At 70.0% G+C, this 23563-nt stretch carries 24 protein-coding genes and 1 pseudogene; 15 read left to right on the forward strand and 10 right to left on the reverse strand.

Translation table 11 applies throughout. The features are described 5' to 3' along the window. From ACFYTT_RS23515 to ACFYTT_RS23525, 3 genes are all read left to right on the forward strand, one after another. Window positions 1–954, forward strand: a complete 954-nt coding sequence (locus ACFYTT_RS23515) for an ABC transporter ATP-binding protein (protein WP_176094555.1) — start codon at window positions 1–3, stop codon at window positions 952–954. Continuing rightward, window positions 941–1672, forward strand: a complete 732-nt coding sequence (locus tag ACFYTT_RS23520; protein WP_131051683.1) for an ABC transporter permease — start codon at window positions 941–943, stop codon at window positions 1670–1672. Before ACFYTT_RS23515 ends, ACFYTT_RS23520 begins: the two co-directional genes overlap by 14 nt. A 105-nt stretch (window positions 1673–1777) precedes the next feature. After that, a complete protein-coding gene (locus ACFYTT_RS23525) occupies window positions 1778–2503 on the forward strand; it encodes a thioesterase II family protein (RefSeq protein WP_387262220.1) in 726 nt (241 codons plus the stop codon). Between the two features lie 108 nt (window positions 2504–2611). Here ACFYTT_RS23525 and ACFYTT_RS23530 read toward each other — a convergent pair whose 3' ends face one another. Together ACFYTT_RS23530 and ACFYTT_RS23535 are read right to left on the reverse strand one after the other, a co-directional pair. Further along, on the reverse strand, window positions 2612–3310 hold the full coding sequence (locus tag ACFYTT_RS23530; protein WP_176094554.1) for a VOC family protein: 699 nt from the start codon (window positions 3308–3310) through the stop codon (window positions 2612–2614). Window positions 3311–3373: 63 nt separating this feature from the next. Then, window positions 3374–4387, reverse strand: coding sequence for an NADPH:quinone oxidoreductase family protein (locus ACFYTT_RS23535; RefSeq protein WP_387262223.1), 1014 nt, complete (start codon window positions 4385–4387; stop codon window positions 3374–3376). A 29-nt stretch (window positions 4388–4416) separates the two neighbouring features. On the opposite strand from ACFYTT_RS23535, the gene ACFYTT_RS23540 reads away from it, so the two are divergent. Then, window positions 4417–4650, forward strand: a complete 234-nt coding sequence (locus ACFYTT_RS23540) for a hypothetical protein (RefSeq protein ID WP_387262498.1) — start codon at window positions 4417–4419, stop codon at window positions 4648–4650. A 9-nt stretch (window positions 4651–4659) separates the two neighbouring features. Here ACFYTT_RS23540 and ACFYTT_RS23545 read toward each other — a convergent pair. Both ACFYTT_RS23545 and ACFYTT_RS23550 read right to left on the reverse strand, forming a co-directional pair. Continuing rightward, a pseudogene (locus ACFYTT_RS23545) lies at window positions 4660–4800 on the reverse strand (MerR family DNA-binding transcriptional regulator); the annotation flags it as partial. A 161-nt stretch (window positions 4801–4961) separates the two neighbouring features. Next, window positions 4962–5540 (reverse strand): DsbA family protein, encoded by a 579-nt coding sequence (locus ACFYTT_RS23550; RefSeq protein ID WP_176094553.1) that lies wholly within the window; start codon window positions 5538–5540, stop codon window positions 4962–4964. A gap of 303 nt (window positions 5541–5843) precedes the next feature. Here ACFYTT_RS23550 and ACFYTT_RS23555 point away from each other — a divergent pair, with 303 nt between their 5' ends. The 6 genes from ACFYTT_RS23555 to ACFYTT_RS23580 all read left to right on the forward strand — a co-directional run bounded on the left by ACFYTT_RS23555 (window position 5844) and on the right by ACFYTT_RS23580 (window position 13343). Continuing rightward, on the forward strand, window positions 5844–7109 hold the full coding sequence (locus ACFYTT_RS23555; protein ID WP_176094552.1) for an ABC transporter substrate-binding protein: 1266 nt from the start codon (window positions 5844–5846) through the stop codon (window positions 7107–7109). Window positions 7110–7171: 62 nt separating this feature from the next. Next, the gene (locus ACFYTT_RS23560) at window positions 7172–8092 is read left to right on the forward strand and encodes a carbohydrate ABC transporter permease (protein ID WP_176095912.1); all 921 of its coding nucleotides are present in this window, start codon (window positions 7172–7174) and stop codon (window positions 8090–8092) included. A 1-nt stretch (window position 8093) separates the two neighbouring features. Further along, window positions 8094–8924 carry a carbohydrate ABC transporter permease gene (locus tag ACFYTT_RS23565; RefSeq protein ID WP_131054661.1) on the forward strand — a complete coding sequence of 277 codons (831 nt, stop codon included), beginning with the start codon at window positions 8094–8096 and terminating at the stop codon, window positions 8922–8924. A gap of 10 nt (window positions 8925–8934) precedes the next feature. Then, window positions 8935–10143 carry an ABC transporter ATP-binding protein gene (locus tag ACFYTT_RS23570; protein ID WP_176094550.1) on the forward strand — a complete coding sequence of 403 codons (1209 nt, stop codon included), beginning with the start codon at window positions 8935–8937 and terminating at the stop codon, window positions 10141–10143. A 300-nt stretch (window positions 10144–10443) separates the two neighbouring features. Beyond that, window positions 10444–10638, forward strand: coding sequence for a hypothetical protein (locus ACFYTT_RS23575; protein WP_176094549.1), 195 nt, complete (start codon window positions 10444–10446; stop codon window positions 10636–10638). Beyond that, on the forward strand, window positions 10605–13343 hold the full coding sequence (locus ACFYTT_RS23580; RefSeq protein WP_387262228.1) for a helix-turn-helix transcriptional regulator: 2739 nt from the start codon (window positions 10605–10607) through the stop codon (window positions 13341–13343). Before ACFYTT_RS23575 ends, ACFYTT_RS23580 begins: the two co-directional genes overlap by 34 nt. A 64-nt stretch (window positions 13344–13407) precedes the next feature. Here ACFYTT_RS23580 and ACFYTT_RS23585 read toward each other — a convergent pair whose 3' ends face one another. Further along, window positions 13408–14406, reverse strand: coding sequence for an NAD-dependent epimerase/dehydratase family protein (locus ACFYTT_RS23585; protein ID WP_387262231.1), 999 nt, complete (start codon window positions 14404–14406; stop codon window positions 13408–13410). Window positions 14407–14502: 96 nt separating this feature from the next. Between ACFYTT_RS23585 and ACFYTT_RS23590 the strand changes: the two genes are divergently transcribed. Further along, window positions 14503–14916, forward strand: a complete 414-nt coding sequence (locus ACFYTT_RS23590; RefSeq protein WP_387262234.1) for a pyridoxamine 5'-phosphate oxidase family protein — start codon at window positions 14503–14505, stop codon at window positions 14914–14916. Window positions 14917–14974: 58 nt separating this feature from the next. Beyond that, window positions 14975–15574, forward strand: coding sequence for a DUF4291 domain-containing protein (locus tag ACFYTT_RS23595; RefSeq protein ID WP_387262237.1), 600 nt, complete (start codon window positions 14975–14977; stop codon window positions 15572–15574). Window positions 15575–15700: 126 nt separating this feature from the next. Here ACFYTT_RS23595 and ACFYTT_RS23600 read toward each other — a convergent pair whose 3' ends face one another. The 3 genes from ACFYTT_RS23600 to ACFYTT_RS23610 are packed head-to-tail and all read right to left on the reverse strand — an operon-like array spanning window position 15701 to window position 17123. After that, window positions 15701–16204, reverse strand: a complete 504-nt coding sequence (locus tag ACFYTT_RS23600; protein WP_131051113.1) for a DinB family protein — start codon at window positions 16202–16204, stop codon at window positions 15701–15703. Further along, window positions 16204–16842, reverse strand: a complete 639-nt coding sequence (locus ACFYTT_RS23605) for a class I SAM-dependent methyltransferase (RefSeq protein WP_387262240.1) — start codon at window positions 16840–16842, stop codon at window positions 16204–16206. Before ACFYTT_RS23605 ends, ACFYTT_RS23600 begins: the two co-directional genes overlap by 1 nt. Further along, window positions 16839–17123 (reverse strand): hypothetical protein, encoded by a 285-nt coding sequence (locus ACFYTT_RS23610; RefSeq protein ID WP_201272258.1) that lies wholly within the window; start codon window positions 17121–17123, stop codon window positions 16839–16841. The genes ACFYTT_RS23605 and ACFYTT_RS23610 overlap by 4 nt, the downstream gene beginning before the upstream one ends. A gap of 80 nt (window positions 17124–17203) precedes the next feature. Here ACFYTT_RS23610 and ACFYTT_RS23615 point away from each other — a divergent pair, with 80 nt between their 5' ends. Further along, on the forward strand, window positions 17204–17791 hold the full coding sequence (locus ACFYTT_RS23615; protein ID WP_387262243.1) for a helix-turn-helix domain-containing protein: 588 nt from the start codon (window positions 17204–17206) through the stop codon (window positions 17789–17791). A gap of 156 nt (window positions 17792–17947) precedes the next feature. Here ACFYTT_RS23615 and ACFYTT_RS23620 read toward each other — a convergent pair whose 3' ends face one another. Beyond that, window positions 17948–19117 carry an SDR family NAD(P)-dependent oxidoreductase gene (locus ACFYTT_RS23620; protein ID WP_387262246.1) on the reverse strand — a complete coding sequence of 390 codons (1170 nt, stop codon included), beginning with the start codon at window positions 19115–19117 and terminating at the stop codon, window positions 17948–17950. A gap of 58 nt (window positions 19118–19175) precedes the next feature. Here ACFYTT_RS23620 and ACFYTT_RS23625 point away from each other — a divergent pair, with 58 nt between their 5' ends. Together ACFYTT_RS23625 and ACFYTT_RS23630 are read left to right on the forward strand one after the other, a co-directional pair. Then, window positions 19176–19832, forward strand: a complete 657-nt coding sequence (locus ACFYTT_RS23625; protein WP_357215506.1) for a TetR/AcrR family transcriptional regulator — start codon at window positions 19176–19178, stop codon at window positions 19830–19832. Window positions 19833–19897: 65 nt separating this feature from the next. Then, entirely contained in the window at window positions 19898–20845 is a 948-nt protein-coding gene (locus tag ACFYTT_RS23630) for a MerR family transcriptional regulator (protein ID WP_387262249.1), read from the forward strand. A gap of 16 nt (window positions 20846–20861) precedes the next feature. On the opposite strand, the gene rph is transcribed toward ACFYTT_RS23630, so the two are convergent. After that, window positions 20862–23453, reverse strand: a complete 2592-nt coding sequence (rph, locus tag ACFYTT_RS23635; RefSeq protein ID WP_387262251.1) for a rifamycin-inactivating phosphotransferase — start codon at window positions 23451–23453, stop codon at window positions 20862–20864. Window positions 23454–23563 lie beyond the last annotated feature (110 nt).

Consider the following 23563-nt stretch of genomic DNA (forward strand, 5'->3'; position numbering starts at 1 on the left):
ATGGCTGTAATCGAACTGGACCACGTTACGAAGACGTACAAATCAAGGGGTCGTCGAACGGTCGCCAACGACGACGTGAGCCTGCGCGTCGACGAGGGCGAGGTGTTCGGCCTGTTCGGCCACAACGGCGCGGGCAAGACGACGATCGTGAACCAGCTGCTCGGCCTGTTGAAGCCCGACTCGGGCTCGATCGTGATCGACGGCAAGGACATCACGAAGAACCGGAACCTGGGGCGCTACCTGTGCTCGGTGCAGCCCCAGTCCAAGACCCCGCTCGGTGAGCTGACGCCGCGTTCGGTCACCCGGGTCATGGGTCAGCTCCGGGGGATCAGCGCCGCCGAGGTGGACCGCCGCACGACCGAGCTGTTCGAGAAGCTCGACATCATGCAGTGGGCGGACGTGCAGGGCACCAAGCTCTCCGGCGGGGTCCTGCGCCTCACCGGGTTCTGCATGGCCGCCGTCGCGCCGGGTCGCGCGGTGATCCTGGACGAGCCGACCAACGACGTCGACCCGGTCCGGCGGCGGTTCCTCTGGAGCGCGATCCGCGACCTGACCAACGACGGCACGGCCGTCGTGGTGGTGACGCACAGCATCCGGGAGGCCGAGAGCGCTGTCGACACCATGGCCATCCTCGACGAGGGCAAGGTGCTCACGCAGGGCAACGTCCGCCGGATCAAGGGCGAGACGGCCGGCAACCGGATGAAGCTGGAAGCGGTCGCCCTCGTGCCCAAGGACCGCTTCGTGCGGCCCGCGTGGAGCGAGAGCCTGAAGGTCTCGGCCGCGGAACTGACCCTCACCTTCGAGCGCGAACTCGCCGCCGAGGCCCTGAAGTGGGCCGCCGAGCAGCGTGACGGCGGCCTGCTGGCGGAGTACTCCCTCACGGAGATCACCCTCGAAGACATGTACATCGAACTCGTCGGCAACAAGGGAGCGGTCGCAGGTGTCCACCGGTAGCAAACTCAAGTACGTGATCGAACTCCAGGCCCGGAAGCAGGGCAGCTACCTGGTCGTCTTCTCGATCATCATGACCGTGATCGCCCTCGGCGTGGCGATCGGCTTCTCCTACCTGATGTCGTCGCCGGACGGCAGCGGCATGCTCTACCTCGCGACCGGCGCACCGACCATCGTGCTGATCATGACGGCTCTGGTCACCGTGCCGATGCAGAACGCGGGCGCGAAGATGACCGGCTACATCGACTTCGTCAAGGCGCTGCCGGTCAGCCGCAAGCTGTTCCTGATCGCCGATGTCGGGATCTGGGCAATGGTCACCATCCCGGCCATCGCCATCTCGGTCTTCGTCGCGCACCTGATCTTCGCGCCCGGTTACGCGATCTCGTGGAACATCATCCCGTCCTTCGTGCTCATGGTGCTGTCCTGCTTCGCCATCGGCTACGGATACTCGTTCGTCATCCCGGCCGAGCCCGCCATGGCCCTGTCGCAGCTGATCGCGTTCACCTCGCTGATGTTCTCGCCGATCAACTTCCCGATCGAACGGCTGCCCGGCTGGGTCCAGGCGGTGCACGAGGTGCTGCCGATCTACCACATGGCGGAGGTGATGCGGGCGTCGCTGGCCCACACGACGTTCGAGGCACGGCCGATCAGTTACATCATCCTCGGCGTGTGGACGGTCGTCGGGTTCTTCGGCGCCGCGAGGTTCCTGGAAAGGGCCTGACCGAGTCGGTCGGCGACACGGCCACGCGGTGTCACGGACGTGGCCGTGTCGTTGCTCCGTGGCGATCCGGGTGAACCGCTCGACAGCTAGACAGAGAGAGTGCCAGTGAGCATCGTGGAAAAACTCCCGCTCGTGTGCTTCCCGCACGCGGGTTCGGGAACGTTGTACTACAGCAAGTGGAAGTTCGCGCTCAGCGACGGGATCGACTTCCGGGTCGTGCAGTACCCGCTGCGGGAACAACGGGCCAACACCCCGATGCCGGCGTCGTTGCCCCTGCTCGCCCGGGACATCTTCACCGAGCTGGTCGACTCCTTCCGCGGGACGTACGCCATCTGGGGACACAGCATGGGCAGCATCATCGGCTACGAGGTGGCCAAGCTGTGCCAGCAACGCCTGGACAACCCGCCGTTGATGTTCTTCACCTCCGGGTCGGCCGCGCCGTGCGACCGGGGCTTCACCTCGGTGTCCGACCTGGACACCCAGGAGGGCATCAGGAGGGTGTTGCGCGAGTACGGCGGGCTCAGCGAGGAGAACCTCGCCGACCCGGACTTCATGAACTTCTTCGCGCCGATCATCGGGGGCGACCTGAGACTGCTCGGCGGCTACCAGGACCTGGCCTTCGCGCAGTTGCAGTGCCCGATGGTGGTGATGAAGGGCCGTGACGACCGGGTCGTCACCGACCAGTGGCAGCGGTACACCGAGTTCCCCGTGGAGACCACCGAGTTCGACGGCGGGCACTTCTTCGTCGAGGAGCGAAGGCCGGAGGTCGCCGCGTTCATGGAGTCGAAGATCCAGCTGATGTGGCAGCGGAAGAGGGCCTCGGTCAGCTGACAGGAGCCGGGGCGCCCGGCCGTACCCACGCGTCGGCCGGCCGCCCCATACGGCAGCGCACACCTCATCGACCGACCCCCGCCTCCCGACCTCGCCGGTCGGCCGGCATCACCCAGGCGGTGCGAACGCGCAGAACTCGTTGCCCTCCGGATCGGCCAGCACCCACCAGCTCACCGTGTCGTCCGGTTCCCGCAGCAGGCTCGCCCCGGCGGCGATCAGCGCGGACGGCTCGGGATCGACGAGATCGACATCCCAGTGCAGCCGGTTCTTGACCGACTTGCCTTCCGGCACGGTGTCGAAGATCCAGAAGTCCCACGGGAAACCGCCGGCACCGACGATCTTCGCGTACCCCTCGTCGCTGGGGTGTACCTCGCCGCCGACGACGCCGGACCACCAGGCGGCCTGCGCGGCCGCGTCGGCGGAGTCGACCACCAGCTCGAACGGTCCGGGAGCGACATCCTCACCGGGCGGGACGGCACAGAACTCGTTGCCCTCCGGATCGGCCAGCACCCACCAGTCGATCTCCGAGTCGGGCTCGCGGACGATCCGCGCCCCGGCCGCCAGCAGCGCCGTCGGCTGCGGCTCGGCCAACCACAGATCAAGGTGTACGCGGGTCTTGACGCTACGTGGCTCGGGCACCCGGTTGATCCAGATCGACTCGGCCGAGGAGCGCCCAGCCGGCGGATCGACCCTCCCGTCGCCGTCCCCGGTGTCGACCAGGCTTCCGCCGAGCACCCCGGCCCAGAACCCGCCGAGAGCGTTCGCGTCAGTGGCGTCGAGACAGAGGTCCTTGAAGCGCGCGAGCATACGCCGATCATGCCCCTTGTGATCGGTATTGTCCGCAGGGTCGCGGTGATTCACCGGCGGTTCCTAGCGCCAGGGATCGAGGGCATGCTTGCCGCGGGTCTGACCGGCTTCGAGTTGCCGCAGCACCGCCGGCCCCTCGGCCAGGGGATGCACCTGGGGGGTGCCTGGTGGGTACACGCCCTGGGCGATGAGTGCCTCGATCTCGTCGAGCAACCATCGATAGATGGACGGGACCACGGCCGCCAACGCACCGATGTGCAGGCCCTTGACCTGGACCTGGTGGGTGAAGACCAGGTCGTGCGTACTGAGGTGGGCGTTGCCGGAGGCGGCACCGAACACGACGACGCGCCCGGTGAAGGGTTTGGTGGCCGACAGGCTGGCCGTGAACGTGGCGCGGCCCACCGATTCCAGGACCAGGTCCACACCGCCGGTCAGGCGGATGATCTCCTCGGCCAGATCGGGGCGGTGGCTGTCGAGGACCTCGTCGGCACCGAGTGCTCTGACGGTGGAGTGCTTGTCCGGTGACGCTGTGGCGATCACGCGCCCGCCGTAGTGGCGGGCGAGCCGGACGGCCGCCTGCCCCACGCCTCCAGCCGCCGCATGAACGAGCACCACGTCACCTGTCTTGATCTCGCCCAGCGGCTTGAGTGCCGCCAATGCGGTCGCCCAGTTCAGCACCAGGCCGAGAGACTGGGCATCGCTCCAGCCGGAAGGCACGGGGAACACACCCGTGGCCGGCATGGTCATGTACTGCGCGAAGGCGCCCGGTCCAGTGCCGACGACGCGGGTGCCGAGTTCCAGCGGGCTCTGCACTTCCGGGCCGACACCCACGATCTCGCCGGCGGCTTCAAAGCCTGCCACATAGGGTGCCGGGGGACCTCCGCCGTAGGTGCCACAACTCTGCATGACGTCCGCGAAGTTGACCCCGGCGGCGCCCACTCGGATCAGGTACTCGTCGGCACCCGGCGTGGGACGGCGCTGAAGGGTCGTGAGCGTCAGATCCTTCGGTCCCTGGAGCGACCGTTGGACCAGTACCCGTACTGGCTGCGGGGCGTGTTGCTGCTCGTTGATCTCCATGTACCGGACCGTAGGAGCCTCACACTTGCGTGAAGGTCAAGTCCCGGTCATCGATCAGTCCGACGAGTCTCGCGCAGGTAGGTGTCGAGGGCCGCCTGCTGATCGCGGAGACTCGCGATGCGTGCGGCGAGCCGATCGCGATACGCCTGCACCTCCCGCAGGAACTCCGCACGCACCACACCCGCATCAGCGTCAAGGTCAGCAGTGACGTGGGGCAGGACATCTCGGATCAACCGTACGGGCAGCCCAGACTGCAACAGTGACCGGATAACGCGGACCCGGTCGACAGTGGAGCGGCAATAGTCACGGTACCCATTACGGCACCGACCAGGGATGATCAGGCCCTCGTCCTCGTAGTACCGCAACGACCGGGCACTCACACCGCTGACCCGGGAGGCTTCGCCGATCCTCATGCCCAGAGACAACGTCCGGGTGCTCCGCGATCTTCCAGCCTCCGCGCTGCCGCGAAGCGCAGGCCCCGCTCAGGGGCACCCACCTCCCGGACCCGCGACATCCAGCCGGCGGGTCCGGGCCCAGTCGCCAGGTGCAGCCAGGGAGCCGGTCGAGGTGCCGGTCAGCGGCGGCCGCGCTTGACCTCGTGGAAGGCGGACATGCGGAGCAGGGGGAGCAGGTTGTCCCAGAGGGTCAGGGTGTCGTCGAGGTCGGGTACCTCGGTGAGGATCGGGCCGTGCAGACCCCGGTCGGCGCCGGGGATCATCAACACCGGCGAGCCGATGTCCGGCCCGGCCGAGCCGAACGCCAGCGCGTGTGAGGAGTGCACCTCCGCGTCCCAGCGGTCGTCGTCGAGCGCGGAGGCCGCCTCGTCGAGACCGGCCGCCGTCACGGCCTCCGCGACCAGCTTGTCGCTGGGCGGGTTGCCGGCGTCGTGGGTACGGGTGCCCAACTCGGTGTAGAACCGGCCGGCGTCCTCGTGGCGGCCCTCCGCGCGGAGCGCCTCCACCAGCCGCAGCGCCCGGCTCGACGCCGCCATCGCCTCGGCGTACTCCGGTGGGGCCTGCCCCCCGCTGAGAATGCTCAGGCTGAACGCCCGCCACTCGATGCGCAGGTCACGGGCTTCGGCGGCGGCGACCAGCCAGCGCGACGTGCGCCAGGTCCACGGGCAGGCGGGATCGAAGAAGAAGGTGGCATCCACCGCCCGAGAGTAACGCCCACCAATCGGGCCGGCCTCCGGTGTGACCCGGACCACGCAAAGTGACGTTTACGTCGTGTCACGCGGTGGGTTTCGCGGCTTCCCGGCTCGGGCAGTGTTCCAGGCACGAGACGCCAGGGCGGCGAACCAGCAGGTCAGAAGCCCTGGCCGTGTCGTCGTGCGCCGGGGCACGAGACCTTCTCCCCGGCTGTTGGTCGAGACCGAGGGAGGGGTCATGGATCAGCCGTACAGCAGGCCCGGCGTCGTGGTGCCGGGCGGCGGCCCGGAGCGCGGCGGAGTGCCGGTATGAGCAGACGCCGACCTCGGGCACGTGTCGCGGCGGCGACCGCCGCGCTGACGTTGCTGGCACCGATGGCCGCGTGCGCCTCCGGCGACGACGGTGGGGTGCCCACGATCAACCTCTACTACCCGCCGGAGCAGAACTTCCAGCAGGTGGTCGACCAGTGCAACACGCAGGCCGGTGGCCGGTACCGGATCGACTACCGGGTGCTGCCGCGCGAGGCCGACGAGCAGCGGGTGCAGATGGTGCGCCGGCTCGCGGCCAACGACGACGGCATGGACGTGCTCGGTCTCGACGTCACCTGGACGCAGGAGTTCGCCGGCGCGAAGTGGGTCCTGGAATGGACCGGGCAGGACCGGGCCGAGGTCGAGGACGGCACCCTGGAGGGGCCGCTGGAGACCGCGCGGCACGAGGACAAGCTCTACGGCGCGCCGAAGAACACCAACGTCCAGCTGCTCTGGTACCGCAAGGACCTGGTGCCCGAGCCGCCGACCACCTGGAACGAGATGATCCAGATGGCGCAGCGACTTAAGGAGCAGGGCCAGCCGCACCAGGTGCTGACCATGGGTGCCCAGTACGAGGGCCTGGTGGTGCTCTACAACACCCTGGTCGCCAGTGCCGGCGGCAACATCCTCAACGCCGAGGGCACCGAGGCCGCGATGGACGAGGGTGCCGTGCGGGCGCTGGAGCAGCTCCGCGACTTCGCCACCTCCGGGGTGACCTCGTCGTCGTTCAGCAACGCCATGGAGGACCCGGTACGGCTGGACTTCCAGGCCGGTAACGGCGCCTTCCAGATCAACTGGCCGTTCGTCTATCCGGCGATGCAGGAGGCCAACCCGCAGTTGGCCGAGCAGGTCGCCTGGGCGCGGGTGCCCGGCATCGACGAGGGCACGCCGGGCCGGGTCACCATCGGCGGGATCAACCTCGCGGTCAGTTCGCACTCGAAGCACCCGGCGGAGTCCTTCGAGGCGGCCAAGTGCCTGCGTAACGCGGAGAGCCAGAAGTTCTCGGCGATCAACGACGGCGTGCCGCCGACCATCGAGAGCGTGTACGACGACCCGGAGATGGACGAGGCGTACCCGATGAAGGAGACCATCCTCGAACAGTTGCAGGACCCGGCGGTCCGGCCGCTGACTCCGGCGTACCAGAGCATCTCGACGGTGATGTCGGCGATCCTGTCGCCGCCGTCGGCGATCGACCCGCCCGCGACCGCGGACGAGCTGCGCGACGCCATCGCGGACGCGCTGGAGTCGAGGGGGGTTCTGCCGTGACCGAGCGAACCACGACGAGCGGCACCGACACGGTCGACGAGACGACCGACGCGGCCCGATCGGTGCCCGCGCAGCGGTCCCGTCGTTCCGGTAAGGCCCCGCTGAGCGAGAACAAGCGGGCCGAACGGAAACTGGGCTGGCTGCTGTGCGCGCCGGCCGCGCTGGTCATGGTCGCGGTGACCGGCTATCCGATCCTCTATTCGGTGTGGCTGTCGTTGCAGCGCTTCGACCTGCGTTTCCCCGACGAGCGGGAGTTCGTCGGCCTGGACAACTACGTCACCGTGCTGACCAACGACTTCTGGTGGACCGCGTTCGGCGTGACGATGCTGATCACGGTGGTCACCGTCGCCGTGGAACTGGTGCTCGGCATGGGGCTCGCGCTGGTCATGCACCGGACGCTGGTCGGCCGGGGCATCGTGCGGACGGCGGCCCTGATCCCGTACGGGATCGTCACGGTCGTCGCCGCCTTCTCCTGGCGGTACGCGTGGACCCCCGGCACCGGTTATCTGGCCAACCTCTTCTCCGACGGCGCACCGTTGACCGAACGGGCCAGTTCGCTGGCGATCATCATGCTGGCGGAGATCTGGAAGACCACGCCGTTCATGGCGCTGCTGCTGATGGCAGGGTTGGCGCTGGTGCCGGAGGACCTGCTCAAGGCGGCCTCCACGGACGGAGCCACCGCGTGGCAGCGGTTCACCAAGGTGATGCTGCCGGTGATGAAGCCGGCGATCCTGGTCGCCCTGCTGTTCCGCACCCTCGACGCGTTCCGGGTCTTCGACAACATCTATGTGCTGACCAACGGGGCCAACGAGACCTCGTCGGTGTCGATGATCGCCTACAACAACCTGATCCGGGGCCTGAACCTCGGCATCGGCTCGACCATGTCGGTGCTGATCTTCATCGCCGTGGCGATCATCGCGTTCATCTTCGTGAAGCTGTTCGGTACCGCTGCCCCCGGCAGTGACGACGGGGAGAGGCGCTGAGATGGCTGACACCACCAAGGCCAAGCTCCAGTGGGGCGTGATGAACACGATCGTGGTCGTGTTCGCCCTGATCCCGGTGCTATGGATCATGTCGTTGTCGTTCAAGACGCCGGCCACGCTCACCGACGGCAACTTCATCCCGCGCGAATGGACGCTGGAGAACTACCGCAACATCTTCGCCACCGACCAGTTCGTCCGCGCGTTGATCAACTCCATCGGCATCGCGCTGATCGCCACCACGATCGCCGTCGTGCTCGGCACCATGGCCGCGTACGCGATCGCCCGGCTGGACTTCCCCGGCAAGCGCCTGCTCGTCGGCGTCGCCCTGCTGATCGCGATGTTCCCGCAGGTGTCGCTGGTCTCGCCGCTGTTCGAGATCGAACGGCAGTTGGGGCTTTTCGACACCTGGCCGGGGTTGATCCTGCCGTACATCACCTTCGCGCTGCCGCTGGCGATCTACACGCTGTCCGCGTTCTTCAAGCAGGTCCCCTGGGATCTGGAGAAGGCCGCGAAGATGGACGGCGCCACCCAGGGCCAGGCGTTCCGGCGCGTCATCGCCCCACTCGCCGCACCCGGGGTCTTCACCACGGCGATCCTGGTCTTCATCTTCTGCTGGAACGACTTCCTGTTCGCCATCTCGCTGACCTCCACCGAACGCTCGCGCACGGTGCCGGTGGCGTTGTCGTTCTTCACCGGCGAGTCGCAGTTCGAGGACCCCACCGGGGCGATCTGCGCGGCCGCCGTGGTGATCACCGTACCGATCATCCTGTTCGTCCTCTTCTTCCAACGCCGCATCGTCTCCGGCCTGACCTCCGGCGCCGTCAAGGGATAGGTGATTACTCGTGGCTGACATCGTGCTCGACAAGGTGAGCAAGAAATTCCCGGACGGCACCACAGCGGTACGGGACGTCGACCTGGAGATCGCCGACGGCGAGTTCGTGATCCTGGTCGGTCCCTCCGGCTGCGGCAAGTCCACCACCCTGAACATGATCGCCGGGCTGGAGGACATCAGCTCCGGTGACCTGCGCATCGGCGGTGAACGGGTCAACGACAAGGCCCCCCGGGACCGGGACATCGCGATGGTGTTCCAGTCCTACGCGCTGTACCCGAACATGACCGTGCGGGAGAACATGGCGTTCCCGTTGCGGCTGGCCAAGCTGGACAAGGAGACGATCAACCGCAAGGTCGACGAGGCGGCCAAGGTCCTCGAACTGACGTCGCTGCTGGACCGGCGTCCGGCCAACCTCTCCGGTGGGCAGCGGCAGCGGGTCGCGATGGGTCGGGCGATCGTCCGTCAGCCCAAGGCGTTCCTGATGGACGAGCCCCTGTCCAACCTGGACGCCAAGCTGCGGGTGCAGATGCGGACCGTGGTGTCCCGCCTGCAGAAGAAGCTCGGCACCACCACCGTCTACGTCACCCACGACCAGACCGAGGCGATGACCCTCGGCGACCGCGTGGTGATCATGCGAGGTGGGGCGGTCCAGCAGGTCGGCCCGCCGCAGGAGTTGTACGAGAACCCGAACAACCTCTTCGTGGCCGGGTTCATCGGCTCCCCGTCGATGAACTTCCTGCCCGCCACCATCGAACAGGGCACCCTGCGTACCGCCCTGGGTGACGTGCCGATCGGCGACCGGATCCGCCGCGAACTGGAGGCCGCCGACGCCTCCCGGGACCTGATCCTCGGCATCCGGCCGGAACACTTCGAGGACGCCGAACTGATCGACGACGAGACCCGCCGCCGGGGCATGGAGTTCGAGGCGCCGGTGGACATCGTCGAGTCGATGGGTTCGGACAAGTACGTCTATCTGACCGTCGAGGGGGAGCGGGCCACCGCCGCCGAGCTGGAGGAGTTGGCCGCCGACACCGGTGCCGCCGACTTCGCCGGTGGCGGATCGAACCTGGTCACCCGCCTGTCGGCCGAGTCGACGGTGACCGAGGGGGAGAACCGGCGGGTCTGGTTCAACCTGGAGAAGATCCACCTGTTCGACCCGTCCGACGGCCGCAACCTCACCCTTCACGAGGGCCGCGCGGCCGGCACCCTGGACGCCTGACCGCGTACGCCTGACACACCTCGTGCCCCCGACGGACCCGTCGGGGGCACGATTCTGTCTACCCACGGCGCCCGCAGCAACGATGCCGACCACCAGGCACGCGGCAGCCGCCGATGCCCCCGCATCCGGTGACCTCCACGGGTGGACGGCCCTGAAGCGTGCAGGCACTAGGTATGCCTAGGCGGCCCGCGCACTCCGCTAAACCCCGGTGAGCAGTGAAGATAGGTACGTGTTGCCCGATGTGGCCGCACCGGTGTCAACCGACGATTGATCCATCAGCGGTTGACAAGGAGACAAGCCATGTTGATGGACCCGGGCACGATGCTGGCTCTGGCGAACGATCGTCGCCGCGAACTGATCGCCGAGGCCGACAGCGAGCGCCTACTCACCACCGCCCGCCGGGCCCGCCGGGCCCGTGACACCCCGGCCGTCCGTGGCCAGCCCGCCGGTAACCTCACGTCGTGCGAACCATCCGCGGCGGTGCCAGCCCAGTGATGATCGGGCGGGACAGCGAGCTGCGCCGGTTGGCGCAGCTCGCTTCGGCGCGTGAGCCGGCGGTTGCGCTCATCGCAGGCGAGCCGGGCATCGGAAAGACCCGGCTGGTGCACGAGCTGCTGACCACCGTGTCGGCGGAGACCGTGGTGCTGGTCGGCCAGGCGGAACCCGGCTCGCTGTCCCGGCCGTACGAGGTGCTCCTGGGCGCCATCGACGGCCGTCCAGGCAGCGACGAGGAGCAGCTCGCGGCACTAGCGGACCCGCGGCGCAGCCCGGTCGAGCGCCTGCACACCGGCCTCGCGATCCTGGCCGACCTGATCGGCGACTCCCCTGCGGTCATCGTCTTCGAGGACCTGCACTGGGCCGACTCGGAGAGCGCGGCGCTGTTCGAGCGGATCGCCGACCAGCGCGGGCCACGGCTGCTCATCGGAACGTACCGGCCGGACGAGGTGACCCGTCGCAAACCGGTGGCGGGCCTGCTGGCCCGGATGGAACGCCGGCACACCGTCACCCACGTCCGCCTGGACCGTCTCACCCCCGCACAGACCGCGGCGTTGCTGGCGGCGGCCACCGGCGCTCCGGCGCCGGTGCGCGCCGTGGCGGCACTGCACCACCGCACCGGCGGCAACCCGTTCTTCCTGGAGGAGTTGCTGCGTGCGCTGCCCGGGAACGACGTGGAGGCGCTGGTCGCGCAACCGCTGCCGTGGAGTCTCGCCGAGGTGTTACGCCGACAGGTCGACGACCTCGACCCGGTCAGCCACCGCATCGTCGAGGCGGCCACCGTGCTCGGCCACCGCATCCCGTTCGACCTGCTCGCCGACGTGACCGGTGTGGGCGAGGACCAGCTCATCGCCGTGTTACGCGACCTGGTCACCCGGGGCGTCCTGGTCGAGTCCGGCGACGACGAGTTCGCGTTCCGGCACGCACTGGTGCGCGAGGCGATCGTCGACCAGATGCTCGGCCGGCAGCGCCGCCGGCTACACGAGAGGGCACTCGACGTACTCCTGAACGGTGGTGCCTCCGACCCGGCCATGGTGGCGCACCACGCCCGTGGCGCCGGCCGGTACGACGACATGATCGCGGCGGCCCGTCGCGGCGCTGAGTTCTACCTCTCCATCGGCTCCGCCTACCAGGCCCTGCAACTGGCGGAGATGGGCCTGGACGAGGTGCCCGAGGCCACCGACCTGCTCGCCTCGGCCGCACGAGCGGCGTGGTTGGCCGGACTGCTGGATGACGCCCTGCGATACGGCCGGCGCTGGCGTGACCTCGCCGACACCACGACCGACCTTGCCGAGTCGCTGTACCTGCTGGTCCGCATCGCGTGGGAGTCCCGCGAGACCGACGAGATGCGCGCTCTGACGCACGACATCGGGACCCTGATCGCGCAGCTTCCCCCCGGCGCCGACCAGGCGCGGGCGATGACCGCGATCGCCCAGTCGGCGTACCTGCGCGGCGACTGCGACGCCGTGCTGCTCTGGTCCGACCGTGCGCTGGCGCTGGCGGAGCAGTTCGACCTGCCAGCCGTACGCCTGGCCGCGCTGGTCGAGAAGGGTGCGACGCTTGTCGAGCGCCCGCACAGCGCCGCCGACGGCCGCAAGATCCTGTCCGCTCTCGTCGACGAGGCCGAAGAGGCGGGCGAGTGGGTGTTGGCGGCCCGAGCCCTCGACGCCCTGGTGCACGGCGAGCCACCCACCTCGCCGACCGAGCAGGCCGAAACCCTGGAGCGGATGCGGGTCGACGCCGAGCGAGCCGGCTTCGAGTCACTCGCGGTGGCCACCTACTTCCAGGGCCGAGCCCGGCTCGCGGTGCGGGCCGGCGACCTGCGCGCCGCCACCGGGGCGCTGGAGGAGGGGCGCGAGCAGGACCGCAGCTACCGGCGCCGCGGCCGCTGGGCCGACTATCACGGGGTCTTCCTCGCCGGGCTCTATCTGGAGGCCGGCGAGCTGGACCACACCGAGCAGCTCGTCACGGACCTGGCGGCGCTGCCCGACAACTGGCCGGCGACGGTTCCCAGCCTCGCGTTCCACCTCGCCTGTCGTCGCGGCGACCTCGCGCGCGCCGAAGCGCGCCTGGAGGAACTCACCACGGCCCTGTCCGAGCAGCCGTGGCGCAGCAACGAGACGGCCCACGATCTGATCTCTGCCGCGCTGCACATCGGCTTGCCGACGCACCGGCTCGACCAGATGGCCGCCGCGCTACTCGATGCCAACGTCTGGGACGCCTACCGGACGCTCGTCGACGCTCAGCTCGCGGAGGCACGCGGCCAGCACGTCGAGGCGCTGGCCGGCTACCTGTCCATCGCCGACGCCCACATTCTGGTGCCGGCGACCCGTGGCACCGTACGCGTCGGCGCCGCCCGGTGTCTGCTCGCCAACGACCAGCGCGAGGAGGCCGCCGCGCAGGTGGAGGCCGCCGCACCCCTGCTGGCCGAGTGGCGTGGTTGGCGGGTGGCCCAGCTCGCCCACGTCCGCGCCCAACTGGGCATGGTGCCGGTCGACGCGATACCCGCGGTCACAGGTCCGACCGCCCTGACCCCCCGCGAGCGGGAGGTGGCAGTACTGATCAGCGACGGGCTGACCAATACCGAGCTGGCCCGGCGCCTCTACATCTCACCGAAGACCGCCGCCGTGCACGTGTCGAACATCCTGCGGAAGCTGGGCGTCTCGTCCCGGACCGAGGTGGGTGACCTCCTCGGGCGGCATTGACCGCCACCGTCGACCAGGGAGCCGGAAGCCGCTCTGCGAGCGACGCCCCGCACGGAGGCGCCGCTCATCCGGCGACACCCCGCAAGGCGTCGATCAGCGCGGCTTCCCGGGCGCTGCTCAGCCCGGCGCGGCGGTCCCGGTGCAGCCCTTCGGCACGTTCCCAGGCGAGGGTGTCGGCCAGCAGGTCGGTACGCGGGCGGTGGCGGAGACCGGCGGCCTCGGCCGCCGCGCCGCTGCGGGCCGCCCAACCGCGTGCGGCCGGGTCGGCGATCCACAGCGGCAGCGACTCCGGACCCATGTACTCGGCCACTCCCTGCGCCACCAGCCAGGCGGGGTCGGCGTGCACGAGCGGACCGGTGTGGCCGGCCACGGCCCGGGACCGGGCGACCCATTCGGCGAAGGGTACGGCCGGGCCGACCGCGTTGAACGTGCCGACCGTGCCGGCCCGTGCGCTGTCGAGCAGCCAGGCGGCCAGGTCGCGGACGTCGACGACCTGGGTCGACAGGTCGGGATCACGCGGTACGAGCAGCGGTGTGTCGGGGTCGCGGGCGGCGCGGGCGACCCAGTAGCCGGTCCGGCCGCTGTGGTCGCCCGGACCGCCGATCAACCCGGCGCGGGCCACCAGGGCGCGGTTGCCCACCTCGCTCGTGGTGATCTGTTCGCAGGCCGCCTTCGCCTCGCCGTACTCCTCGCGGTCGACCGTGTCGCGGTTCGTGGCGGGCAGCGTGGGCGCCGACTCGTCGGCGCCGGGGGTGTCGTGGTCGGCGTAGGCGCTGACCGAGGAGACGTAACTCCAGTGCCCGGCTCGGCCACCCAGGGCCCGCAGCGCCTCCCGCACGAAGCGCGGCTGCCACGACACCTCGACGACGGCGTCCCAGTCACGGTCGCGCAGCCCGTCGTACGCGCCGGGATCGCCCCGGTCGGCGGCCACCAGGACCGCGCCGGGCGGTACCGTCCCGCTCTCGCCCCGGGCCAGGCAGGTGACGGCGTACCCCCGGTCGACCGCCTGCCGGGCGACCTCGTGCCCGAGCCACGCCGTGCCGCCCAACACCAGCATCTCCATGTCCACGAGCCAAGCAGCGGCGTACGCGGCACGCCAAGATTCTTCGCCGACGGCAGAAGCCTGCGGGCGTACGCCACCGGTCCTAGGCTGGTGGTCATGTTCCGCGACGAGGATCTCGCCCTGCTCGCCCGGCCGCTGCACGCCTTCCTCACCGTGGCGCCCCGGGGCGACCGCTGGCCCGCGCCGCGCCCGGTGTGGTTCGAGGTCACCGACGACGGGGATCTGCAGATGTTCTCGCCGCCGGACGCGCCGAAGCTGGACCGGATCCGGGAGCGGCCCCGAGCCTCCGTGGTCGTGGCCGCACCGACCGGCGAGCCCGAGCACTGGGTGTCGGTGGAGGGCCCGGTCACGTTGCACGACGACGGTGGCGTGGAGTTGGCGACCCGGCTCGCCGAGCGGTATTACGACATGAGCGATCCGGCGCGTCAGAGCCTGGTCGACGAGTGGCGCAGCGGGGGAGTGGTCCGCATCGTGCTGCGTCCCGAGCGGGTGAACCGCTTCTCCATGTGACGGTTCGCGCCGCCGAATTCGGTGGCTCGTGCTCGGGTGGGTCGGCGACGATCGGCGGATGTCCGTACCCCTGCGTCAGATCCGCGCCCGATACTCGGCCGACACCATCACCGTCTACCAGGCGTATTCTCCGCAGATCGCGGAGCCGGCGGTGGCGGCGGGTCGCTTCGTGGCCCCGTTCAAGCGGGAACGGATGACGTGGATCAAGCCGTCGTTCCTGTGGATGATGTACCGCTGCGGCTGGGCCACCAAGGAGGGCCAGGAGCGGGTGCTCGCCGTGGACCTGCGCCGCGAGGGTTTCGAGTGGGCGTTGGAGCGGGCCTGCCTCAGTCACTACGACCCGGAGGTGCACGCCGACCGTACGGCCTGGTCGCGGCAGCTCAAGACCAGCCCGGTACGGGTGCAGTGGGATCCGGAACGGTCCCTGCGCCTGGCGGCGCTGCCGTACCGGTCGTTGCAGGTGGGGCTCTCCGGTCCGGCCGTCGCCGGGTACGTCGACGACTGGGTGGTGGCCATCCGCGACGTCACCGCCGACGTGCGGCAGGTCCGGGACCTGGTGCGTGCCGGCGACGACCGGGCTGCCGTCGCCCGGCTGCCGGTCGAGCAGGTGTACCCGTTGCCCGCGCCGATCGCCGCCGTCATCTGTGCCACCCGCTAGCGCAGTGACACCTCGACATGGGCGGGCCGGATCCTCCAGGGAGCCGGCCCGCCACCTGTCTTCAGATCCGCTTCGAGCGCCGTTCCAGATCGGCCTGGACGGGATCGGGACTGGCCGCAGTGGCTGTCAGCGGCCGGTGGAACCGTCGATCCTCTCGCGGATGATGTCTGCGTGCCCCGCGTGGCGTCCGATCTCCTCGATCATGTGGACCAGCACCCATCGCTGCGACGGCGGCAGGGCGTCGCGGCCGGGCGGCCGGGGTGCCGGCTGGGTCAGATCGGTCCAGGTGTCGATGACCTGGTTCGCCTGCGCGATCGTCGCCCGGTAGCCGGCGAGCAGGCCGTCGACGGTGTCGTCCCGAGTGGGCTGGAACGTGCGGCGCATGTTGGTGATCGGTTCTTCGAGGAAGTAGAACCTCTCGACGGCGGTCACGTGTTTGATCAGCCCGAGGAGGCTGGTGCCGGAGGGTACGCCGGCGGTGCGGACCTCGGGCTCCGGTACGTCGGCGACCTTGTCCATGATCGCGTTGCGGAGGTAGTCGATGAAGCCGACCAGGGTGTCCTTCTCGCCGGGGGCGGTCCACGCGGGCCCGGTGTCCTTGCGTCTCCTGGGTCGGGCGGTCGGCGACATCAGCTTCTCCGATCATGTCGGTGGATGAGCAGAACGTTGTCGGTGACGGTGGCGGTCCGGCCTCCCGGTCCGGTGGCCCGGCGGTGCGGCGTGTCGGCGCGTACGACGGACCATCGGTCCGGGTCGAGGGCGAGCTCGGCTGCGGTCTCGCCGGGTGAGGGGTAGTGCGTGTCGGGATCCTTGTTCCACGACCAGGGTGCGGTCGAGCCGTGGTCGACGATCAGGAGATGACCGCCGGTACGCAACGCGTGCGCCGCGGTACGCAGTACCCGCGCGCGATCCAGCGTGAAGGGAGTGTGCAGGTACTGCGCGGAGATCAGGTCGAACTGCCGGTGGGGGAAGCTCCGGGCCAGATCGTGCTGTTCGCCGGTCACCCGGTCGTCGATGCCGAGTTGTCGGGAGCGTGCCCGCACCCTTTCCACGGCGGCGGTGGAGATATCCACAGCGGTGACCTGCCAGCCCTGCCGGGCAAGCCAGATGGTGTCGCCGCCGACGCCGCATCCCAGGTCGAGGGCATCGCCGGGAGGCAGTGTCTCGGCTGTTTCTGTCAACACCGGGTTGGGGTGCCCGGTGCCGCCGCCGCGCCGGGCGCGGTAGTGCTGTTCCCAGAACGCTTCGGCCTTGAGCGCGTCGGTCATCGGTCCGCCCCGTCCGCGAAGAAGGTCACCAGCTCGGTGGTGACGAGCGTGGGCATGATCTCGCGCCACGAGTACCCCGACTGGGGCCCGCCGTGCAGGAGGACGAGCGGCTCGCCCGTGCCGCCGGTGACGTCGTGCATCTTCACGCCGTCGACGTCGGCTGTCTCGTGCGTGAACTGACGGTCGAACTCGGCGTCGTCCCGGGTGGCCGCGTCGTGACCTGCGGCGACGGTGCGCGACCACCGCGTTGCTGATCTCGAAGTTGCTGCTGATGTGAGCATCGGTTGCCTACCTCCGCTGCCAGCATGACCAGCGGCGTTGCCTATTTGCGAGAAACGTTGCGGATCCGCAAGATGGGTTCATGAACGCCACGTCGCACGACGTCCTTGCGGGCGTCGGCCCGCGCCTGCACGCACTACGCCAGGCCCGGAACATCTCGCTGGCCGCCTTGGCGGCGGAGACCGGCCTGACCGCAAGCACGCTCTCGCGTCTGGAGAACGGGAAACTGCACCCGACACTGGAGCAACTGCTGCCGCTGGCGCGGGCGCACGGCGTCGCGCTCGACGAACTGGTCGCGGCCCCGCCCACCGGCGATCCCCGCATCCACCTGCGGCCGGTACGGCGATCCGGCTTCACCGTCGTGCCGCTGACCAGACGTGCCGGAGGCATCCAGGCCTACAAGGTGATCTATCCACCGGCCGGGAAGTCGGCCACGACGACACTGCAGACCCACGAGGGGTACGAATGGTTCTACGTACTCAACGGAAATGTCCGGCTCGTCCTCGGTGACCAGGAATACCGGCTGGGCCCCGGCGAAGCCGCAGAGTTCGACACCCGGATCCCGCACCAGATCGGCAGCGCCGACTCTCAGGCCGCGGAGCTGCTCACGCTCTTCGGCGCCCAGGGCGAACGCGCCCACCTGTCGCCCTCCCTGACACCGCCCACCTGAACGAACCGGTCTGGACACGGCGGGCGGGCCCGCCGGGCGTCGGCGCGGCGAGCGACCTCTGCGAGGCTGCGCGAGGAGACCGGGTGCGCGATCGAGCAGTTGGCCTTCGCCGGTTACGGCTGGGGCGGACCTCAGGCTGCCCCCAGCCGGGACGGATCAGAGGGGGGCGATCGCGAGGTCGGTGACCTGGTCGTCCTTGATGCCGAACACGAACGAGAAGGACAGGGGTCCGCCGGGGAAGTCGCCGTCCCCGGAGGCCACCAGCCGGTCGTCCGCGAACGAGGTCGGCGTGAGCACGATCTTGGGGTTGATCAGATGCCCCTGGATCCACTCGCGGATCTCGGCCTCGCCGGCCCAGACCCTTCCGTCATCACGCACGGTGGCCCCGGCGCTGAAGACTGCGGCCAGCGCGTTCACGTCGTGCGCGTTGGTGGCCGCGACGAAGGTGTCGACGGCCTGGGGGAGAGTGATGTCGTTCATGTCCGTTCTCCGGTCTTCGAAGTCAGCGCTGCGGGACAGCTTCTCGTTCGCGCGCAGCTCCGCGAGGGCGTTCTCGTGCATCGCGACGACGACGTCGTAGCCGGAGTTGCCGAGCACGATCCGGTGCGGTGGTACGGGAGCGTTCATCGCGCTGATCACGGCCTGCACACCACGAACAGGGTCACCTGCCTGCTTGCCGTCAGCGTCCACGAAAGCCGCCTTGACGGTCTCGACCATCGGCACGTAGGCGTCGACGGTCTCGGTGACGGGCTCGTCGCGGAAGTAGGAGAAGGCGCTGGTGCGGAACGCTCCCGGCTCCACGGCGAGCACGCGTACGCCGAACGGTGCGACCTCCTGGCGCAGTGTCTCCGACAGTCCTTCGATCGCGAACTTCGCCGCCGCGTAGTAACCGAACCCCTCTGCGCCGACGAGGCCGGCCACCGACGACATGTTCACGATCCAGCCGTCGCCGCGTGCCCGCATGCCCGGCAGGACCGCGCGGATCACGTCGACCACGGCGAACAGGTTGAGGTCGAACGTGCGGCGGATGGTCTCGTCCGGGGCCCCCTCGATCGAGCCGTACCAGCCGCGGCCCGCGCTGTTGACGAGCACGTCGATCCCGCCGAACCGCTCCTCTGCCGTCGTGACCGCCGCGCGCACCTGGTCGGCGTCGGTGACGTCGAGCTGAAGCACCAGCACACGCTCACCGAACGGTGCAGCCCATTCCCGCAGTTCAGAAGGCCGACGCACCGTGACTGCCACCTGATCGCCCTGTGCCAGCGCGGCCTCGGCATAGACCAGGCCGAACCCTCCGGGCGTCCCACCGGTGATGAACCAAGTCCTCATGGACTTCTCCTTCCGCTATAGCGAGCAATGTAGCGCTACATGAGCTAATGTAGCAAGCATGCAGAGCGCGCGAGATCGACTCCTCCTTGCCGCAGCCGAGTTGCTGGAGAGCGGCGCCACGGTGTCCACGAGGGCGGTGTGCGAACGCGCCGGGGTGCAAGCCCCGACGCTGTACCACCACTTCGGCAGCAAGCAGGGCCTGATCGACGCCGTGGCGAACCACGGCTTCACCCAGTACACGGCGGTCGAGAATTCGGACGACCCGCTGGACGACCTGCGTAGTGGCTGGGACAAGCACGTGCAGTTCGGGCTGGAGCACCCCTCGTTCTACGGGCTGCTCTACGGCCGCGCCGAGCCGGGAAGGACCTGCGCCGTCACCGCTCCCGCGCACGCCGCGTTGCGCGAGCGATTCACCGCCGCCGCCGCCCGGGGCCTGCTCAAGGTGCCGGCGGCCGATGCCGCCGAGCAACTGTTCGCCGCCAACATCGGCATCACGCTCACCCTGATCAGCCAGCCGGAGCCGGACTTCGGGCTGTCCGGGCGTGCCCGCGAGGCCGCGCTGGCCGGAGTCCTGCACACGCCTTCCACCGCCGCCTCCACGACCCGCGCCAGCGCGGCCCTGACGTTGCGTGCGCTGGTCGACGACGACCCGGGCGACCTCACCCCGGGCGAACGCGGACTGCTCGGCGAACTCCTGGAGCGCCTGGCCCGCTAGAGCCGGCGCCGGCTGCCGGGGCCGCTGTTGACTCTCAGGCGACTTGAGACGCCAAGGTGGTGGTCATGAACGAGTGGTTGTCGATCGGGGATGTGGCCCGGCGTACGGGTCTGAGTGTCAGCGCCATCCGGTTCTACGCCGACGAGGGCATCGTCGCGCCTGCCGGGTACACCGCTGCCGGGTACCGGTGCTACGACGCGCGGGGCGTGGCGGCCCTCGAACTGGTGCGGACGCTGCGGGACCTGGGCGCGGGGCTGGACGAGATCCGTCGGTTGCTGGCCGACGAGATCACGGTGCGGGATCTCGCGAGGGCCCATCTGGCGCTCGTCGAGCGGCAGATGGGACACCTGCGTACCCGACGGGCGGTGTTGCGGGCGGTCATGCGGCAGGACAGCGAGGCCGGGCAGGTGAGTCTCGTGCACCGACTGGCGTCGATGTCCGACGACGACCGTGAGCAGCTCGTGGAGGAGTTCTGGGCCGAGGTCACCGACGGTCTCGACCTGCGGGAGTTCGTCGACTACCTGCGCCCGTGGCGGCCCCGGCTGCCGGCGGACCCCACCGGCGAGCAGTTGGACGCGTGGATCGAGCTGGCCGACCTGGTGCGCGACCCCGGTTTCCGGCAGGCGGTCCGCGAGTTCTTCGGCGAGACCTTCGCCAGCACGGCGGACCGCGAGCGGGCGGACCCGTCGGCGGAGGCGGACGTCGCGGCGCAGGTCGAGATCCTCGCGCAGGCCAGGGCCGCGGCCGAGGCCGGCGTACCGGTCGACTCCCGCGAGGCCCGGCAGGTGGCGACGCGGTGGGTGGCGCTTGCCGCGAGTCGCAGCGGCGACCAGGACCTGACCGAGGTGCGGCGGCAGATCGCCGCCGCCGACCCCGGTCCGCAGGTGAGCCGACACGTCGCGCTGCTCGGCAGGTACCACTCGCTGACCGCCACCATCAACGGCACGGCGCAACCCGTCGGGCACGCCCCGGCGTCGACCTGGCTGCACGCCGCCGTCGCCGCTCTCACCTGAGTCGCCTCGACCCCGGTCAGGGCAGGATCTCCACGTAGCCGTCGGTGCCGTGGACCCGGATCCGCTGCCCGTCCCGGATCAACCGGGTGGCTCCCTCGACGCTCACCACGGCCGGCAGGCCGTACTCCCGGGCGATCACCGCGCCGTGGGTCATCAGGCCGCCCACCTCCGTGACCAGGCCGGCGACGCCGAGGAACAGCGGCGACCAACTGGGGTCGGTGTAGGCGGTGACCAGGATGTCGCCCGGTGCGAGGTCGGCCTGCCCGATGTCCAGGACGACCCGGGCGCGCCCCTCGACGGTCCCGGTGGAGACCGGCAGACCGACCAGGGCGCCGGCCGGCACGTCGTCGCGACGGTACGCCCCGTTGAGGGCCTCACCGTCGGAGGTGAGCACCCGGGGCGGGGTGAGCGCGTGGTACGAGCGGAACGCCTCCCGGCGTTGCCGGACGAGCCCGGCGTCCACCCGGTGCGTGCGTGCCACCTCGTGGAACTCACCGAACGTGAGGTAGTGCACGTCGTCCGCCTCGGCGAGCACGCCGGCCCGTACCAGGCGCTCGGCCTCGCCCAGCAGGGCCTGCTTGTAGACGTAGTAGCGGCTGACGATGTCGTACTTCGGGTACTCCCGGTACCCGGCGAAGGTGCGGACCCGATCGATCATCCGCTTGGTCTCGTCGCCCTTGTCGTGTCCGTCGGGCAGGGCCCGCAACCGGGACAGGACCTGCTCCTCCTTCTCGTGCGCCCGCTGCCGCCCGTTCGCCACGCGTCGCCCGGCCTCGCCCGGTGCGACGTTGCGGACGTGGTCCAGCAGCACCGGCAGCAGCATGCTCGGACGCTCGCGCCACCGCGGCCGGGTGATGTCGATCTCGCCCACGCCCCGCATCCCGTACCGGTCCAGGTACGCCTCGATCGCGTCGCGTGCCTCGCCGCCGCCCTCGACCTCGGGCAGCCGGTCCAGGAAGCCGTCGTCGTCGACACCCTTGAGGAACGTCACCACATGCGGGTACGGGCGGATCACGTCCGCGACGTCGAGCAGCGCCAGACCCATCTCCGAGGTGACGTTGTCGGGTACGGCCAGCGTGAGCGTGTCGGCGGCGTTCTTCTCACCCAGCCACTCCCACAGCCGGTCGTGGAGCCACCAGGCGGCCTCCATCCCCGCCATGATCACCTTCATGCTCAGCGGGTCGGCGAGGACACGCTTGTGCTCCTCGAAGGCCGCCAGCAGGGCGTCGAACAGCTCGGGCCCGGTCTTCGTCGCGATGTCGCGCCGCAGCGCCGCGATCGACGTCTGGCTGCGCGTGACCAGGTCGACCACGACGGCCCGGTCGGTCGGGATCGGGGCAGGCGGTGCGCCTGGCGGGGGACCGGCGGCAGGGGCGTCCGGCGCCGTCGGGACGCCGTCGCCCCGATCCAGGACGGTCTGCAACGCGTCCCGGGTCAACGGGTCGGCCCGGCCGATCATGTCCAGGAAGGCGGCGCTGCCCGGGCCGGTCAACATGCGGATCGCGTCGACGAACAGCCGGCCGCCGGCCTCGAACATCGGCGCCATGGCCGTCAGCTGCCACACCGAGATGCCCAGCGGCTTCATCGGGTCGGTCATCATCTGCTGGTGCCCCACCGAGACATAGACGTGCTTGTCGGTGTCGTCGCGGTCGGGGACGGGGAACAACGTGGTGATCGGCCGGCTCTGCACGACGTGGAAGCGGCCGTCGGCCAGGCACCACTCGATGTCCTGCGGCCGACCGGCATGCGCCTCGATCCGTCGCCCGAGCTCCACCAGCGCCATGACCTGCGGGTCGGTCAGCGCCGGCTGCGTGCGCCGCGATGCCTCGACGGTCACCTGCGCGGTCCCGCCGGACGGCAGGGCCTGCACGGCGAACTGCTTCGTGCCCACCGACCTGCCGACGATCTCGCCGTCGCGTACCCGGTAGACGTCCGGGTTCACCAACCCGGCGACCAGGGCCTCACCGAGACCGAAGCCGGCGTCCACGGTGGCGACCCTCCGGTCGCCGCTGACCGGGTCGGCGGTGAACAGGATGCCGGACGCCTGCGGGAAGATCATCTGCTGCACCACCACCGCCATCCGCACCGACCGGTGGTCGATGCCGTGGCGCCGGCGGTAGGCCACGGCCCGCTCGGTGAACAACGACGCCCAACAGCGGCGGACGTGCGCCAGGACCGCCTGCGGCCCCACCACGTTCAGGTAGGTGTCCTGCTGTCCGGCGAACGACGCGGACGGCAGGTCCTCGGCCGTCGCGCTGGACCGCACCGCGTAGGCGGTCTGCTCCCCGTACCACGCGAGCGCGCCGGTGATCGCGGCCGTGACCTCGGCCGGAACGCTGGCCCCTTCGATGATCCGGCGGATCCGCGCGCTGTGCGTGCCGATGGCCTCCGAGTCGTCCGCCGCCGACCTCGCCAGATCGTCGAGCAGCGCGTCGACCGGCGCGTCCGCCATGATCCGCCGGAAGGCATCCGTGGTCACACAGAACCCGGCCGGCACCCGTACGCCGTCGACGCGGGACAGCTCGCCCAGATGCGCGCCCTTGCCACCGACCACGGCCAGCCGCGTCGCGTCCACCTCCTGAAGATCCACCACGTACCGCTCGGTCATCGCGACACCTCCGACCCCGCCGGGCGGCCTGGCCCGACCTCACCAGGACTGCCGTCAGTCGACATCAACACCCGCACGTCTGCCCCCGTTTCCGCAGGTTGTGGCCTCGG

The organism is Micromonospora sp. NPDC003816, assembly GCF_042874705.1.
Taxonomy (GTDB): domain Bacteria; phylum Actinomycetota; class Actinomycetes; order Mycobacteriales; family Micromonosporaceae; genus Micromonospora.